Annotated in this window: 14 protein-coding genes; 6 read left to right on the top strand and 8 right to left on the bottom strand. The window is 60.5% G+C overall.

Features of this window, described 5'->3' with window-relative positions; all coding sequences use genetic code 11:
- The first annotated feature begins 2 nt into the window (after nt 1–2).
- Together bioH and ACJ8J1_RS23320 are read left to right on the top strand one after the other, a co-directional pair.
- Entirely contained in the window at nt 3–773 is a 771-nt protein-coding gene (gene bioH, locus ACJ8J1_RS23315; protein ID WP_033645293.1) for a pimeloyl-ACP methyl ester esterase BioH, read from the top strand.
- A 270-nt stretch (nt 774–1043) separates the two neighbouring features.
- Nucleotides 1044–1328 carry a YdgH/BhsA/McbA-like domain containing protein gene (locus ACJ8J1_RS23320; protein ID WP_004930765.1) on the top strand — a complete coding sequence of 95 codons (285 nt, stop codon included), beginning with the start codon at nt 1044–1046 and terminating at the stop codon, nt 1326–1328.
- A gap of 43 nt (nt 1329–1371) precedes the next feature.
- On the opposite strand, the gene ACJ8J1_RS23325 is transcribed toward ACJ8J1_RS23320, so the two are convergent.
- The 5 genes from ACJ8J1_RS23325 to greB all read right to left on the bottom strand — a co-directional run bounded on the left by ACJ8J1_RS23325 (nt 1372) and on the right by greB (nt 7792).
- A complete protein-coding gene (locus ACJ8J1_RS23325) occupies nt 1372–1611 on the bottom strand; it encodes a FeoC-like transcriptional regulator (protein ID WP_004930758.1) in 240 nt (79 codons plus the stop codon).
- Nucleotides 1611–3926 (bottom strand): Fe(2+) transporter permease subunit FeoB, encoded by a 2316-nt coding sequence (feoB, locus tag ACJ8J1_RS23330; protein ID WP_033645292.1) that lies wholly within the window; start codon nt 3924–3926, stop codon nt 1611–1613. Before feoB ends, ACJ8J1_RS23325 begins: the two co-directional genes overlap by 1 nt.
- Before the next feature lie 72 nt (nt 3927–3998).
- A complete protein-coding gene (gene feoA, locus ACJ8J1_RS23335) occupies nt 3999–4223 on the bottom strand; it encodes a ferrous iron transporter A (RefSeq protein WP_033645291.1) in 225 nt (74 codons plus the stop codon).
- 604 nt (nt 4224–4827) lie between these two features.
- Entirely contained in the window at nt 4828–7161 is a 2334-nt protein-coding gene (locus ACJ8J1_RS23340) for a Tex family protein (protein ID WP_033645290.1), read from the bottom strand.
- A gap of 157 nt (nt 7162–7318) precedes the next feature.
- Nucleotides 7319–7792 (bottom strand): transcription elongation factor GreB, encoded by a 474-nt coding sequence (greB, locus tag ACJ8J1_RS23345; RefSeq protein WP_033645289.1) that lies wholly within the window; start codon nt 7790–7792, stop codon nt 7319–7321.
- A 230-nt stretch (nt 7793–8022) separates the two neighbouring features.
- Here greB and cbpA point away from each other — a divergent pair, with 230 nt between their 5' ends.
- The 4 genes from cbpA (at nt 8023) to envZ (ending at nt 11639) form a co-directional block, all read left to right on the top strand.
- The gene (cbpA, locus tag ACJ8J1_RS23350) at nt 8023–8985 is read left to right on the top strand and encodes a curved DNA-binding protein (RefSeq protein WP_033645288.1); all 963 of its coding nucleotides are present in this window, start codon (nt 8023–8025) and stop codon (nt 8983–8985) included.
- A 5-nt stretch (nt 8986–8990) separates the two neighbouring features.
- Nucleotides 8991–9296, top strand: coding sequence for a chaperone modulator CbpM (locus tag ACJ8J1_RS23355; RefSeq protein WP_004930739.1), 306 nt, complete (start codon nt 8991–8993; stop codon nt 9294–9296).
- 256 nt (nt 9297–9552) lie between these two features.
- Entirely contained in the window at nt 9553–10272 is a 720-nt protein-coding gene (ompR, locus tag ACJ8J1_RS23360; RefSeq protein ID WP_004709363.1) for an osmolarity response regulator transcription factor OmpR, read from the top strand.
- Entirely contained in the window at nt 10269–11639 is a 1371-nt protein-coding gene (gene envZ / locus ACJ8J1_RS23365) for a two-component system sensor histidine kinase EnvZ (RefSeq protein WP_033645286.1), read from the top strand. The genes ompR and envZ overlap by 4 nt, the downstream gene beginning before the upstream one ends.
- Nucleotides 11640–11671: 32 nt before the next feature.
- Here envZ and ACJ8J1_RS23370 read toward each other — a convergent pair whose 3' ends face one another.
- The 3 genes from ACJ8J1_RS23370 to pckA form a co-directional block, all read right to left on the bottom strand.
- Entirely contained in the window at nt 11672–12151 is a 480-nt protein-coding gene (locus ACJ8J1_RS23370) for a type II toxin-antitoxin system VapC family toxin (protein WP_033645285.1), read from the bottom strand.
- Nucleotides 12148–12411: a FitA-like ribbon-helix-helix domain-containing protein gene (locus ACJ8J1_RS23375; RefSeq protein ID WP_004930730.1), complete on the bottom strand. Its 264-nt coding sequence runs from the start codon at nt 12409–12411 to the stop codon at nt 12148–12150. Before ACJ8J1_RS23375 ends, ACJ8J1_RS23370 begins: the two co-directional genes overlap by 4 nt.
- A gap of 126 nt (nt 12412–12537) precedes the next feature.
- A complete protein-coding gene (gene pckA, locus ACJ8J1_RS23380) occupies nt 12538–14157 on the bottom strand; it encodes a phosphoenolpyruvate carboxykinase (ATP) (RefSeq protein ID WP_015379308.1) in 1620 nt (539 codons plus the stop codon).
- Between the last annotated feature and the right edge of the window lie 167 nt (nt 14158–14324).

A 14324-nucleotide genomic window follows, 5' to 3' on the forward strand; every position in this document is an offset into this window, starting at 1 on the left:
CAATGACAGCGCTGTACTGGCAAACAATAGGTGAAGGTGAACGCGATCTTGTGCTGCTGCACGGCTGGGGATTGAACGCCGAAGTGTGGAGTTGCATTCAGGCGCGGTTGACGCCGCATTTTCGCCTGCACCTGGTCGATCTGCCGGGGTACGGCCGTAGCCAGGGGTTCGGCGCCCTGTCGCTGGCGCAGATGACGGAAATCGTGCTGGCGGCCGCCCCGCCGCAGGCCTGGTGGCTCGGCTGGTCGCTCGGCGGGCTGGTGGCCAGCCAGGCGGCGCTGATGCAGCCGCAGCGGGTCAGCGGGCTTATCACCGTGGCCTCCTCGCCGTGCTTTGCCGCCCGCGATGAGTGGCCGGGGATCCGTCCGGACGTGCTGAGCGGTTTCCAGCACCAGCTAAGCCTGGATTTCCAGCGCACCGTCGAGCGTTTTCTGGCGCTGCAGACGCTGGGCACCGAGAGCGCGCGTCAGGATGCGCGCCAGCTGAAAGCGGTGGTGCTCAACCAACCGACGCCGAGCGTCGAAGTACTGAACGGCGGGTTGGAGATCCTGCGCACCGCCGATCTGCGCGCGCCGCTGGCGGAGCTGCCGCAGCCGCTGCTGCGGATCTACGGCTATCTGGACGGGCTGGTGCCGCGCAAGGTCGCCGAGCTGCTCGACGCCGCCTGGCCGAACTCCACGTCGCAGATCGTGGCTAAAGCCGCCCATGCGCCGTTTATCTCTCATCCCGATGAATTTGTGACGATGATCGAAGCGTTTATTGCAGCACATTGAATGCAGCGTGAAAACGCACGATAGAGCGCGAAAAAAAACGCTGCCGGGTGGATAAAAGACAAAGCTGTTCAATACTTAGTGAGTCAATGCGTTGGCTGCAAAATGAAAAGACCACGTGCGGCGATTTTCATTTTGGCGTTTCGTCTCTGGGAAACAGGCCCCGTCAGGGAAAGCAACGAGGCCTGAGGATGTCGCGGCAGCCTGCAGTACTACGCATGGATCCTGGACGGCTTTCATAACAGATAAATTATCCATTGAGAGGTTAGTGTCATGAAATCATTGAAGATGATTATTGCAGCGGCAGTGCTGGGTTCGGTGTCTTTCGGCTCCATGGCGGCAACCCTGCTGACCAAGGAAGATCTGGATAAGAATCCGGGTAAATACGAGAAGATCGGCACCGTGACCACCACGGCGGAAACCACGTCGCCGATGGATGCCAAGGAAGAGCTGTCCAAACTGGCGGACGAAAAGGGCGGTCAATACTACGTGATCCTGGCGGGCCGCGAACACGGTAAATTCAGCGCCATCGCCGAAGTTTACAAAGACAAGCAATAAGCCTTGAACGGCAAGGGGGCGCCCGCAGCGGCGCCCCTGAACGTCAGGCCTTCAGCCGGTAGAACACCGTGCTGCACCCCTGGCCCTGCGGGCAGCTTTTGCAGCCGCCGCTCAGACAGGCGCCGTCATCCTGTTCGATGCGTTCCACTTTCCCCATCGCCGTCAAACGGTCCAGCATCGCCTGCACCAGCGGCAGCGGCGTCGCCAGCGATTGGCTGAGCTGCTGCGCCTGAGCGCTGCCGCGCAGCGCCAACGCATCGCGCACCTGCAGCAGCCCGGCCATCAGTGGCAGCTCCCTTTGGCGCCCTGACAGCAGGCCGCCGGCGTGGCGTTGCCCAGGCGAACCGTGACGCGGCTGCGCGCCCGGCGCAGGCCGAACAGCACCAGCAGGTTTACCAGCACCACCGCCAGGATCGCCGTCAGGCTGTACTGCGGATGTTGGTTGAAGGTGGCCGCCTGATAGAACAGCGTCGCCAGCGAGTAGGCGACGTTCAGCCCCCACAGGATTGAGAAGGTCATCCAGCCGCGGCTCGATTCACGGGCGATGGCGCCCATCACCGAGACGCAAGGCACGTACAGCAACACGAAGATCAGGTAGCTGTAGGCGGAAATGCCGGAGCCGAATTTGCTGCTCATCACGCCCATCGAGCCGACGCCCATCTCGCCGTCGCCCTTGCTGGCTTCGATCGGGTTGGAGAGCACGCTCAGGCTGAAGGTGTTTTTCAGCCCGTCCCAGGTTTCCTGCAGCGCCCCGCCCAGTTCATCGAGCAGGTTGAAGTTGGCGGCGTCGAACGCCTCTTTGTTGATGTGCTCGGCGGTATACAGCGTGTTCAGCGTGCCGACCACCACTTCTTTCGCCATCGCGCCGGTCACCAGCCCGACGGTGGCCTGCCAGTTATCGCTGTGGACGCCCATCGGCTGCAGCAGCGGCGTCAGCACCTTGGAGACCGAAGCCAGCGCGGAGTCGTTGATGTTGTCGACCGTTTTGCCGCTGAACGAGAAGCTGTTCAGGCCGCCGATGAACATGCTGGCGACCACGATCACCTTGCCGGCGCGCAACACGAAGCCTTTCAGCCGCTGCCAGGTTTGCAGCAGCAGGCTTTTCAGGTGCGGCACGTGGTAAACCGGCAGCTCCATCACGAACGGCGAGGCTTCGCCGCGCATGAGGGTGTATTTCAGCACCAGGCCGGTCAGGATCGCCACCGCGATGCCGAGCATATACAGCGAGAACACCACCCCAGCGCCGTCCTGGCCGAAGAAGGCGGCGGCGAACACCGCGAAGATCGCCAGACGGGCGCCGCAGGACATGAACGGCGCCATCATGATGGTGATCAGGCGCTCGCGCTGGGCGTCCAGCGTACGGGCGCCCATGATGGACGGCACGTTACAGCCGAAGCCGACGATCAGCGGCACGAAGGATTTGCCCGGCAGCCCGAGCGCCTGCATCAGGCGGTCCATCACGAACGCCGCGCGCGCCATGTAGCCGGAGTCTTCCAGGAACGACAGGAACAGGTACATCATGCCGATCTGCGGCACCAGCGGCAGCACGGTGTTGATGCCGCCGCCGACGCCCTGCGCCAGGAAGACGGTCAGCCAGTCGGGGAAGTGCAGGGTGTAACCGAGCCACTGAATGCCCTGAATGAAGATCGCCGCCGAGCCGATATCGAAGATCGGCTGCAGCGCGCCGCCGATATTGATCGCCAGCAGGAACATCAGGTACATCACCAGCAGGAAGATCGGTACGCCCAGCCAGCGGTTGAGGATCACTTTATCCAGCATGTCGGTCAGGCGGTTGGGCATCGCCTGCTGCGAGTTGCTGACCGCGTCGCACAGGGCGGCGATGGACTGGTAGCGTGCGTCGGCGATCACCAGCGCCGGGTCCTCCTGCTGCTGCTGTTGCAGCGCCTGAATGGCCGCTGGCAGCCGCGCCACGGCGGGGCCGGCCAGACGGTGGCTGTAGATGTCGCCCTCCAGCATCTGCAACGCCAGCCAGCGGCGCTGCGCCGCCGGCAGCGTTTGCGGCATGGCGTCGCTCAGCGTGGCGACCTCTTTCAGCAGCAGCGGCGGGTAGTTCACCAGCGCCTGCTGTTCGTTGATGCGATGATTGTCGATCATTTGTTTCAGCACGCCGATGCCATCGGCGCGGGTGGAGACCATCGGCACTACCGGGCAACCGAGGCGCGCCGACAGAGCGGCGACGTCGATATCGATATGCTGGCTTTTGGCGATGTCGAGCATGTTGAGCGCCACGATGCAGGGAATGCCCAGCTCCAGCAGCTGCAGCGTCAGGTAGAGGTTGCGTTCCAGGTTGGAGGCATCCACCACGTTGATCAGCAGATCGGCGTCGCCGCTCAAAATGTAGTGGCAGGCGATCTGCTCATCGAGCGACGTCTGCTCCGAAATGGTGGTCAGGGAGTAGGTGCCGGGCAAATCGACCAGCCGCACGTCGGACTGCGGGGTGGTGAAATGGCCTTCCTTGCGTTCGACCGTCACGCCCGCCCAGTTGCCGACCCGCTGGCGCGCGCCGGTCAGTTGGTTGAACAGCGTGGTTTTGCCGGAGTTCGGGTTGCCGATTAAGCCGATGGTGAGTTTTTTCATAGTTCTGCGTGTCGTCTTCAAGGAGAACAGCGCCGGCGCAAAGGCGCACCGGCAAACGGAGGGCGCGCCGGCTCAGGGCTGGCCGTCGAGCTGCAGCAGCGCCAAATCCTTCCTGCGCAGCACCAGGCTGACGCGGCGGGTTTTAATTTCTATCGGATCGCCCAGCGGCGCGACGCGCACCACGTCGAACGAAGAGCCGGGCAGCATGCCGAGCGATAACAATTTTTGGCGGTAGGCCGGCGCAATCTCGCTGGAAAAGCCGACAATCTTATATGTGCGTTTAGGTTGAAGCTGCATGTCATTAACCTTCCGGGTGCCGATGAGCATCGGGCTGATGATAATTGGACGTTGCCGGCGAAAATGCCACGCCGTCGGCGGTATTCATCCATAAGGTCATGCAATAAAGTGAGCGAAAATAATAGTAATTATCATTATCGCATTCAATGCAAAAAGTAAGGGTATTGTAACCAATTATTTTGGCGGCGGCCGCTTTTTGGCTGGCCCCCTTGATAATCCCCGTTTTACCACCGCTTATACGCGGCGACAAATGAGAATGGCGAGTTAAATCAGTTATGTATTTGTAGCCAGGGTTTCTCGTTTGCAAATGGCGATGGCGTTTTTTCCTTTTTTATTTCTGGTGAAAGGCAATTCAATAACATTATTCCGCCGTAATGCGAGCGGTAACCATTTGTGTTTCTCTCACAATTCGCGAGATGAAAAATGCGTGTTAACGGAGTTGTTAATAAACGGCTGCAGAAGGGATTTTTGCTGCCTGAATAATGGGAGGACGGTCACACAAGAACGGGAAATAAAAAGATGATGGTTTATTGAGGCGGGTCAAAAATGCCGCAAGTTTTCTTCATTGGAAAGGGCGGAGCAGGCTCCGCCCTGTTGGTCTGACTTAGCGTTTCTTGCCGAAAGCCGCCGCCAGCGCGTCGCCCATGGCGCTGTTGCCGGCCGGCGCCGCATTGCGCGGTTTGGCCTTGTTGGCGGGCGCCGAACGGTTGGCGTTGTCGCGCGCCTGTGCCGGCGCGTTGCCGCCGCGGCGCGGCGAGCCTTCGCCCGGTTGCTCATCCAGACGCATGCTCAGCGCGATGCGTTTGCGTTGCAGATCGACTTCCATCACCTTCACTTTGACGATGTCGCCGGCCTTCACCACTGTGTGCGGATCTTCGACGAACTTGTCCGCCAGCGAGGAGATATGCACCAGGCCGTCCTGATGCACGCCGATATCCACGAAGGCGCCGAAGTTGGTGACGTTGGTCACCGACCCTTCCAGGATCATGCCCGGCTGCAGATCGTTGAGGGTTTCTACGCCTTCGGCAAAGGTGGCGGTTTTGAACTCAGGACGCGGGTCGCGGCCCGGCTTCTCCAGCTCTTTCAGGATGTCGGTGACCGTCGGCACGCCGAACTTGTCGTCGGTGAAATCGACCGCTTTCAGGCTGCGCACCGCCGAAGCATTGCCCATCAGATCCTGCAGCGCCTGCTCGGTGGCGGCCAGAATGCGCTGCACCACCGGGTAGGCTTCCGGGTGAACGGTGGAGGCGTCCAGCGGGTTGTCGCCGTGGTTGATGCGCAGGAAGCCGGCGCACTGTTCGAAGGCTTTCGGCCCCAGGCGGCTGACCTTCAGCAGCTGTTCGCGGTTGCTGAAGCGGCCGTTCTCGTCGCGCCAGTTGACGATGTTCTGCGCCATCATGCGCGTCAGGCCGGCCACGCGGGTCAGCAATGGTACCGACGCGGTGTTCAGATCGACGCCGACGGCGTTCACGCAGTCTTCCACCACCGAGTCCAGCTTTTTCGCCAGCTGGCTCTGGCTGACGTCGTGCTGATACTGGCCGACGCCGATGGATTTCGGGTCGATCTTCACCAGCTCCGCCAGCGGATCCTGCAGACGACGGGCGATGGACACCGCGCCGCGCAGCGACACGTCGAGATCCGGGAATTCCAGCGCCGCCAGTTCGGACGCGGAGTACACTGATGCGCCCGCTTCGCTGACGATCACTTTCTGCGCCCGGACGTCGCTGAACTGCTTTTGCAGGTCGAGATAGAACCGCTCGGTTTCACGCGAAGCGGTGCCGTTGCCGATGGCGACCAGCTCTACATTGTGTTTGATGCACAGCGCCGCGACGATGGCGGCGGCCTTCGCCGCTTGCCCGGTGTGCGGGTAGACGGTGTCGGTGGCGACCAGTTTGCCGGTTGCGTCGACCACGGCGACTTTCACCCCGGTGCGCAGGCCCGGATCGAGGCCCATGGTGGCGCGCATGCCGGCCGGCGCGGCCATCAGCAGATCATGCATGTTGCGGGCGAACACGTTGATCGCTTCGTCTTCCGCGCGCTCGCGCACCGTGCCCATCAGCTCGGTTTCCAGGTGCAGCAGCACCTTGATGCGCCAGGTCCAGTTGACCACCGCCTTGCGCCAGGCGTCGGCCGGGGCGTTGTTCAGGCGCAGGTTGAGGTGATTGATGATGATCAGCTCCGCCTGGCTTTCGCGCGGCGCTTCCTCAAATTGCGGATCGGCGTTCAGCGCCAGCTGCAGCACGCCTTCGTTGCGGCCGCGGAACATCGCCAGCGCGCGGTGCGAAGGCACCTGAGAAATCGGTTCGTGGTGATCGAAGTAGTCGCGGAACTTGGCGCCTTCTTCTTCCTTGCCCTCGACCACCTTGGACACCAGATGGGCGTTTTTCCACAGGTAGTCGCGCACCTTGGCCAGCAGCGTGGCGTCTTCGGCGAAGCGCTCCATCAGGATATAGCGCGCGCCGTCGAGGGCGGCTTTCACGTCCGCCACGCCCTTGTCGGCGTCGACGTAGCGTTCAGCCAGCTGTTCCGGCTGCTGTTGCGGATCCTGCCACAGCGCGTCCGCCAGCGGTTCCAGACCGGCTTCGATGGCGATCTGACCGCGGGTGCGGCGCTTCGGTTTGTACGGCAGGTAGAGGTCTTCGAGCTCGGTCTTGCTCAGCGTGGCGTTGATCGCCCCCGCCAGTTGTTCGGTCAGTTTGCCCTGTTCATCGATCGACTTCAGGATGGTCTGGCGACGATCTTCCAGTTCACGCAGATAACCCAGGCGGGTTTCCAGCTGGCGCAGTTGGGTGTCGTCCAGGCCCCCGGTGACTTCCTTACGATAGCGTGCAATAAAGGGCACGGTATTACCTTCATCCAGCAGACGGATGGCGGAGTCGACTTGCTCCGGCCGGGCCTGCAGTTCTGTTGCAATAATGCGGCTCAGTGGGTCATTCATAGGTCTGGTATCTGTATTGAGAACGGTGAATAAACAGGGGACAGTTATACGGATTGATCGCGGAAAATGCCAGCGGAGCGGGCCGCCGCCGCGCGGCCGCGGCGTGGAGAACAGCGCAGGCGGCGGCGTTGGCGGCGGTTCGGAAAAAGCTGAAAGCTTACTTCGGGTAGTTTATCTCGTTAACGTACCACTGCGCCTCGCCCAGCGGGGTATTGACGGTGGCGACGTCCCCGACCTCTTTTTTCAGCAGGGCGCGCGCCATCGGCGCATCGATGGAGATGTAATCCTTGCGGCCGAAAATCTCGTCGTAGCCGACGATGCGAAAACGTTTGATCTCGCCGTCGTCATTCTCCACCTCCACCCAGGCCCCGAAGAACACTTTGCCTTCCTGCTGAGGGGAGTAATCGACGATCTTCAACTGCTCCAGGCATTTGGTCAGATAGCGGACGCGGCGATCGATCTCGCGCAGCCGCTTCTTGTTGTATTGGTAATCGGCGTTTTCGCTTCTGTCGCCCAGGCTGGCGGCCCAGGTCACTTTCTTGGTCACCTCGGGGCGTTCTTCGCGCCAGAGGTAATCCAGCTCTTGTTTGAGCTTGTCATACCCTTCACGGGTTATCAGTTGAGTTCTCATCGTGATTTATCTTTATGGGGCCACCGCCACAGTGTACGTGAATGCGGAGGGCTTTAAAAATGGCGCGCGGGCCTGCGCCTTGTCGCACGGTTTTTATTCAGTTTGCGCAGCTTTTAACAATCGGGAGTATGCTTAGCGATAGCGGAAAAAGAATGTGACGAAAGGAGGATATCTGGCGAGAGAGACAAGGAATTTTGGCGCACAACCCAACACATTGAAGGTATTACCGCATGGAATTTAAAGATTACTACGCCACGATGGGCGTTGAGCCCAACGCCGATCTGAAAACCATCAAAACGGCCTACCGCCGGCTGGCGCGTAAATATCACCCTGACGTGAGCACCGAAGACGACGCCGAGAGCAAGTTCAAGGAACTGGCCGAAGCCTATGAGGTACTGAAGGACGACGAGCGCCGCGCCGAGTACGATCAGATCCGGCTGCATCGCAACGATCCGAACTTTGGCCGCCAGGCGCGCGGCGATCACGGCGGCTATCAGCAGAGCGCCTCATGGCACGGCGGCGGCGCCGACGCGCAAGACTTCTCCGACTTCTTCGAGAGCATGTTCGGCGGGCGGGCGGCGGGCGGGCACCGTTCCGCTTCGCATTCGCACGGCGGGCATGGCTTCCGCGGCCAGGATCTGGAGATGGAGGTGCCGCTGTTCCTCGAGGAAACGCTGCATGGTCAAAGCCGCGAGATTTCCTACAAGCTGCCGGTGTACGACGAACTGGGGCGGCAGGTAAGCGAAGCCAGCAAGACGCTGAACGTGAAAATTCCGGCCGGCGTGGGCGACGGCGAGCGCATTCGCCTCAAGGGGCAGGGCGTTGCCGGCGTGGGCGGCGGCCAGAACGGCGACCTGTATCTGGTTATCCGCCTCGCGCCGCACCCGTTGTTTGAGATAGACGGCCACAACCTGAGCATCGTGGCGCCGCTCGCTCCGTGGGAAGCGGCGCTCGGCGCCAGCATTGAGGTGCCGACGCTGACCGGCAAAATCGCGCTGACCGTGCCGGCCGGCAGCCAGAGCGGCAAACGGCTGCGGGTCAAAGGCAAAGGGCTGGCGGGCAAGAAAGAGCCCGGTGACCTGTACGTTATTCTCAAGGTGGTGATGCCGCCGAAGCCGAACGAGAAGGCCAGCGCCCTGTGGCGGGAACTGGCTGAACAGGCGGCATTCAACCCGCGCGCGGAATGGGAGTAAAGCAGATGATGAAAAAAGAGATCACTTTCACCGTGGTGGAATTGTGTCAGAGGGTGGAGATTTCAGAGGACGAGCTGGTCGAGATCGTCGGCCTGGGCGTTATCGTGCCGCTGGAGCCGGCGCAGCCGCGCTGGGAGTTTGATTATCCGGCGCTGAGCCATCTGCAGCGCGCACGCAGGCTGCGGGCGGAGCTGGATCTGGACTGGCCGGGGATCGCCATGGCGCTGACGCTGCTCGACCGGGTTGATGCGCTACAGCAAGAGAACCGGCAGCTGCGCAGGCAGCTGGCGCGTTTCCTGCAAACTTCCTGACCCGAGAGCTGAACGCCACCGGGCGCTTCCCGGTGGCGAAATTGCACAAAATTGGGCCGTCGCCCCACATTGCGCCGATAAAGGGCGAAATTTTGACGAACCCCCGTCGACATTCACTGAAAATTGTTGATAAATGGGGAAAAGAATAAGCTTTGTAACAATTTCGTCTAGAATACATACCATTAAACGCTGTCTCAAATGGCAAGGTTTTCTAACAATATTCGAGTCAGGCAATAAAGCCTTTGGGAGTAATACCATGCAAGAGAATCATAAGATCCTGGTTGTCGATGATGACATGCGCCTGCGCGCGCTTTTAGAACGTTATTTAACCGAGCAGGGCTTCCAGGTTCGCAGCGTTGCCAACGCTGAGCAAATGGATCGCTTGCTGACTCGTGAATCCTTCCATTTGATGGTGCTCGATCTGATGTTGCCGGGCGAAGACGGCCTGTCCATCTGCCGCCGCCTGCGCAGCCAGAGCAACCCGATGCCGATCATTATGGTCACCGCGAAAGGCGAAGAGGTCGATCGCATCGTGGGCCTGGAAATCGGCGCCGATGACTACATTCCTAAACCGTTCAACCCGCGTGAGCTGTTGGCTCGTATCCGCGCGGTGCTGCGCCGTCAGGCGAACGAACTGCCGGGCGCGCCTTCGCAGGAAGAAGCGGTGATCGCTTTCGGCAAATTCAAACTGAACCTCGGCACCCGCGAGATGTTCCGCGAAGACGAGCCGATGCCGTTGACCAGCGGCGAGTTCGCGGTACTGAAGGCGCTGGTCAGCCACCCGCGTGAACCGCTGTCGCGCGATAAGCTGATGAACCTGGCGCGTGGCCGCGAATACAGCGCCATGGAACGCTCCATCGACGTGCAGATCTCTCGTCTGCGCCGTATGGTTGAAGAAGATCCGGCGCATCCGCGTTATATCCAGACCGTGTGGGGTCTCGGCTACGTCTTCGTCCCGGACGGCAGTAAGGCATGAGGCGATTGCGCTTTTCACCGCGTAGCTCGTTTGCCCGAACCCTGTTGTTGATCGTCACCTTGCTGTTCGTCAGCCTGGTGACGACCTATCTGGTGGTGCTGAACTTCGCCATCCTGCCCAGCCTGCAGCAGTTCAACAAGGTATTGGCCTACGAAGTGCGTATGCTGATGACCGATCGGCTGCAGCTGGAGGATGGCACGCTGCTGGAGGTGCCGCCGGCGTTCCGCCGTGAGATCTACCGCGAGCTGGGCATCTCTCTCTACACCAACTCGGCGGCGGAGGAGAGCGGCCTGCGCTGGGCGCAGCACTACCAGTTCCTCAGCCAGCAGATGGCGCAGCAGCTCGGCGGGCCGACCGATGTGCGGGTGGAGGTGAACAAGAACTCCCCGGTGGTGTGGCTGAAAACCTGGCTGCAGCCCGATATCTGGGTGCGCGTGCCGCTGACGGAAATCCACCAGGGCGATTTCTCGCCGCTGTTCCGCTATACGCTGGCGATTATGCTGCTCGCGATCGGCGGCGCCTGGCTGTTTATTCGTATTCAAAACCGCCCGCTGGTGGAGCTGGAACATGCGGCGCTGCAGGTGGGCAAGGGCATTATTCCGCCGCCGCTGCGCGAGTATGGCGCTTCCGAAGTGCGGTCGGTGACTCGCGCATTCAATCAGATGGCGTCGGGCGTCAAACAGCTGGCGGATGACCGCACTTTGCTGATGGCCGGAGTCAGCCACGACCTGCGCACGCCGTTGACGCGCATCCGCCTGGCGACGGAGATGATGAGCGCCGAAGACGGCTATCTGGCCGAGTCGATCAATAAAGACATCGAAGAGTGCAACGCCATCATCGAGCAGTTCATCGATTATCTGCGCACCGGGCAGGAAATGCCGACCGAAAGCAGCGATCTGAACGCCATTTTAGGCGAAGTGGTCGCGGCCGAGAGCGGCTATGAGCGGGTGATTGAAACCGCGCTGTCGCCGGGCGAGCTGATGATGAACGTGCATCCGCTGTCGATTAAACGGGCGGCGGTGAATATGGTGGTGAACGCGGCGCGTTACGGCAACGGCTGGATCAAGGTCAGCAGCGGCCGTGAGCTGCAGCGCGGCTGGTTCCAGGTGGAAGATGACGGCCCGGGCATCAAGCCGGACGAGTTGAAGCACCTGCTGCAGCCGTTCGTACGCGGTGACAGCGCGCGAAGCACCAGCGGCACCGGCCTGGGGCTGGCGATCGTGCAGCGTATTATCGACGCGCATGACGGCGAACTGGATATCGGCACCAGCGAGCGCGGCGGGCTATTGATCCGCGCTTATATTCCGTTGCCGATGGAGAAAAAAGAGTCGACCAACGGCCATCAAACGGCCAGGGAAACCGCCTGACTTCTGATGTGGGCCGCGCCGCTGCGGCCCCGTCAGGATTTTCTGCTCATCACGTAGTATTCCGCCGCATCCTCATGCAACCGGCGGCCGGTCGGCGCCTGCCACGGATCGATTAATTCGATGCCGCAGTGGAGGAAGTCTTTGGTATTGCGGGTGGCCAGCGCGGCGCCGTAATGCAGGCAGGTGGCGGCGATTTGGGTATCGGGCACGCTCATCGCTTTACCCAACAGCCGATTCCTTGCCGTCAATTCCGCGTATTGCATCGCGCACAGCCCATCAAACGGCAATATCTGCCCCTCGAACTTCAATTCAATGGCGTCCGCCAATTTCAGCTTGAGATCCCGCTGGCGTTTGCCGTCAGGCATGCAGGCCACGCCGCTGAACAGTTCGGCGAGGACAATGGCGCTGAGATAGAGCTCGTCATTGTCCTTTTCATTTAACCAGTTAATGACGTTGTAGTACGGGCTGGGACGCAGCGTTTCTGAAATGACGTCGGTGTCGATAATGATCATGCGTTGTCATCTTCATCATCAAAGGTGACGATGCGTGGCGGCACGGCGTCACGCGGTGGGATCTCCAGCTCAACGCCGCCGAATTCGGCGAAGTGCTGATGCATCCAGGTACCCAATCCATAGCGCGGCGGCTTTTTCACCAGCGCCTGTTTCAGGATCATGCGCGCTTCCTCTTCCATGGAATGGCCGTTTTTCGCCGCTGAGATACGCAGCAGCTCTTTGATTTCGTCGTCCAGATTTCTGACGGTGATAGTAGCCATTGAAACCTCCTTTGCTATCAATGATTGCATTGACTTATTCTCTCGTCTCGCCGGTTAAAAAGCAATCAATTGAAATAAAAAAAGGCGCGGGATCCGCGCCTTAGCTGAAGAGGTAACGCTACCGAATTACAGCTTCGGGCCGGCGCTGACCAGCGCGGCGCCCGCAGGCGTGTCGGTGTATTTGTCGAAGTTGGTGATGAAGCGCTCGGCCAGATCCTGCGCTTTTTCCTGCCACTGCTCGAGGCTGGCGTAGGTGTTGCGTGGATCGAGGATCTCCGGATTCACGCCAGGCAGCGCGGTCGGCATCGCCAGATCGAAGATAGGCAGGGTAACGGTTTCCGCCTTGTCGATTTCACCGCTCAGGATGGCGTCGATGATGCCGCGCGTATCTTTGATCGAGATGCGTTTGCCGGTGCCGTTCCAGCCGGTGTTGACCAGGTAAGCCTGGGCGCCGGCGGCCTGCATGCGTTTCACCAGCACTTCGGCGTACTGCGTCGGGTGCAGCGACAGGAATGCGGCGCCGAAGCAGGCGGAGAAGGTTGGCGTCGGCTCGGTCACGCCGCGCTCGGTGCCGGCCAGCTTGGCGGTGAAGCCGGACAGGAAGTGGTACTGAGTCTGGTTGGCGGTCAGGCGCGATACCGGCGGCAGCACGCCGAAGGCGTCGGCGGTCAGGAAGATCACCTTGGTGGCGTGACCCGCCTTGGACACCGGCTTGACGATGTTCTGGATATGGTAGATCGGGTAAGAAACGCGGGTATTCTCGGTTTTCGAACCGTCGTTGAAGTCGATGCTGCCGTCGGCCAACACGGTGACGTTTTCCAGCAGCGCATCGCGTTTGATGGCGTGGTAGATGTCCGGCTCGGCTTCTTCAGACAGCTTGATGGTCTTGGCGTAGCAACCGCCTTCGAAGTTGAACACGCCGTCGTCGTCCCAGCCGTGCTCGTCATCGCCGATCAGCTGACGCTTAGGATCGGTGGAGAGGGTGGTCTTGCCGGTGCCGGACAGGCCGAAGAACACCGCCACGTCGCCTTTCTCGCCCACGTTGGCCGAGCAGTGCATCGAGGCGATGCCTTTCAGCGGCAGCAGGTAGTTCATCATCGAGAACATGCCTTTCTTCATTTCGCCGCCATACCAGGTGCCGCCGATCAGCTGCATGCGCTCGGTCAGGTTGAAGGCGACGAAGTTCTCCGAGTTCAGGCCTTGCTGCTGCCAGTTCGGGTTGGTGCATTTGGCGCCGTTCATCACCACGAAGTCCGGCTCGAAGTCTGCCAGCTCTTCGTCGCTCGGGCGGATGAACATGTTTTTCACGAAGTGCGCCTGCCAGGCCACCTCGGTGATGAAACGCACTTTCAGGCGCGAGTCGGCGTTGGCGCCGCAGAAGGTATCCACCACGAACAGGCGCTTGCCGGACAGTTGCTCGGTGACCAGGTGTTTCAGATCGGCCCAGACTTCCGGGCTGAGAGGTTTGTTGTCGTTTTTGCCTTTGCCCTGATCGGCCCACCACACGGTATCGCGGGTGATGTCGTCACGGACGATGTATTTGTCTTTCGGCGAACGGCCGGTGAAGATGCCGGTATCGACGGAGACGGCACCCAGCTTGGTGACTACCCCACGCTCAAAACCTTCCAGAGATGGGTCTGTTTCTTCCTTAAACAGCAGTTCATAGCTCGGGTTGTGAACGATTTCGCTGACGTCGTGAATGCCGTAAGCGGCCAGATCCTGAGGGGTTATACCTTTAACGCGCATGTTACTACTCCTTGGTCACAGAATTTCTGGCGGCAATTGTAGGGATCTAACGGTGCGTAACCGCGATGGGTATCAAATATTTAACGTTTTAGGCGGTATTTCGTTACGATCTGAGAGATAGCACACGGAAAAAAGCAAACGTGCAAACGGCGGGGCTTGGCGGGCGC

Origin of the sequence: Serratia sp. CY37869 (genome assembly GCF_052168895.1) — a bacterium.
Lineage (GTDB): Bacteria > Pseudomonadota > Gammaproteobacteria > Enterobacterales > Enterobacteriaceae > Serratia > Serratia ureilytica.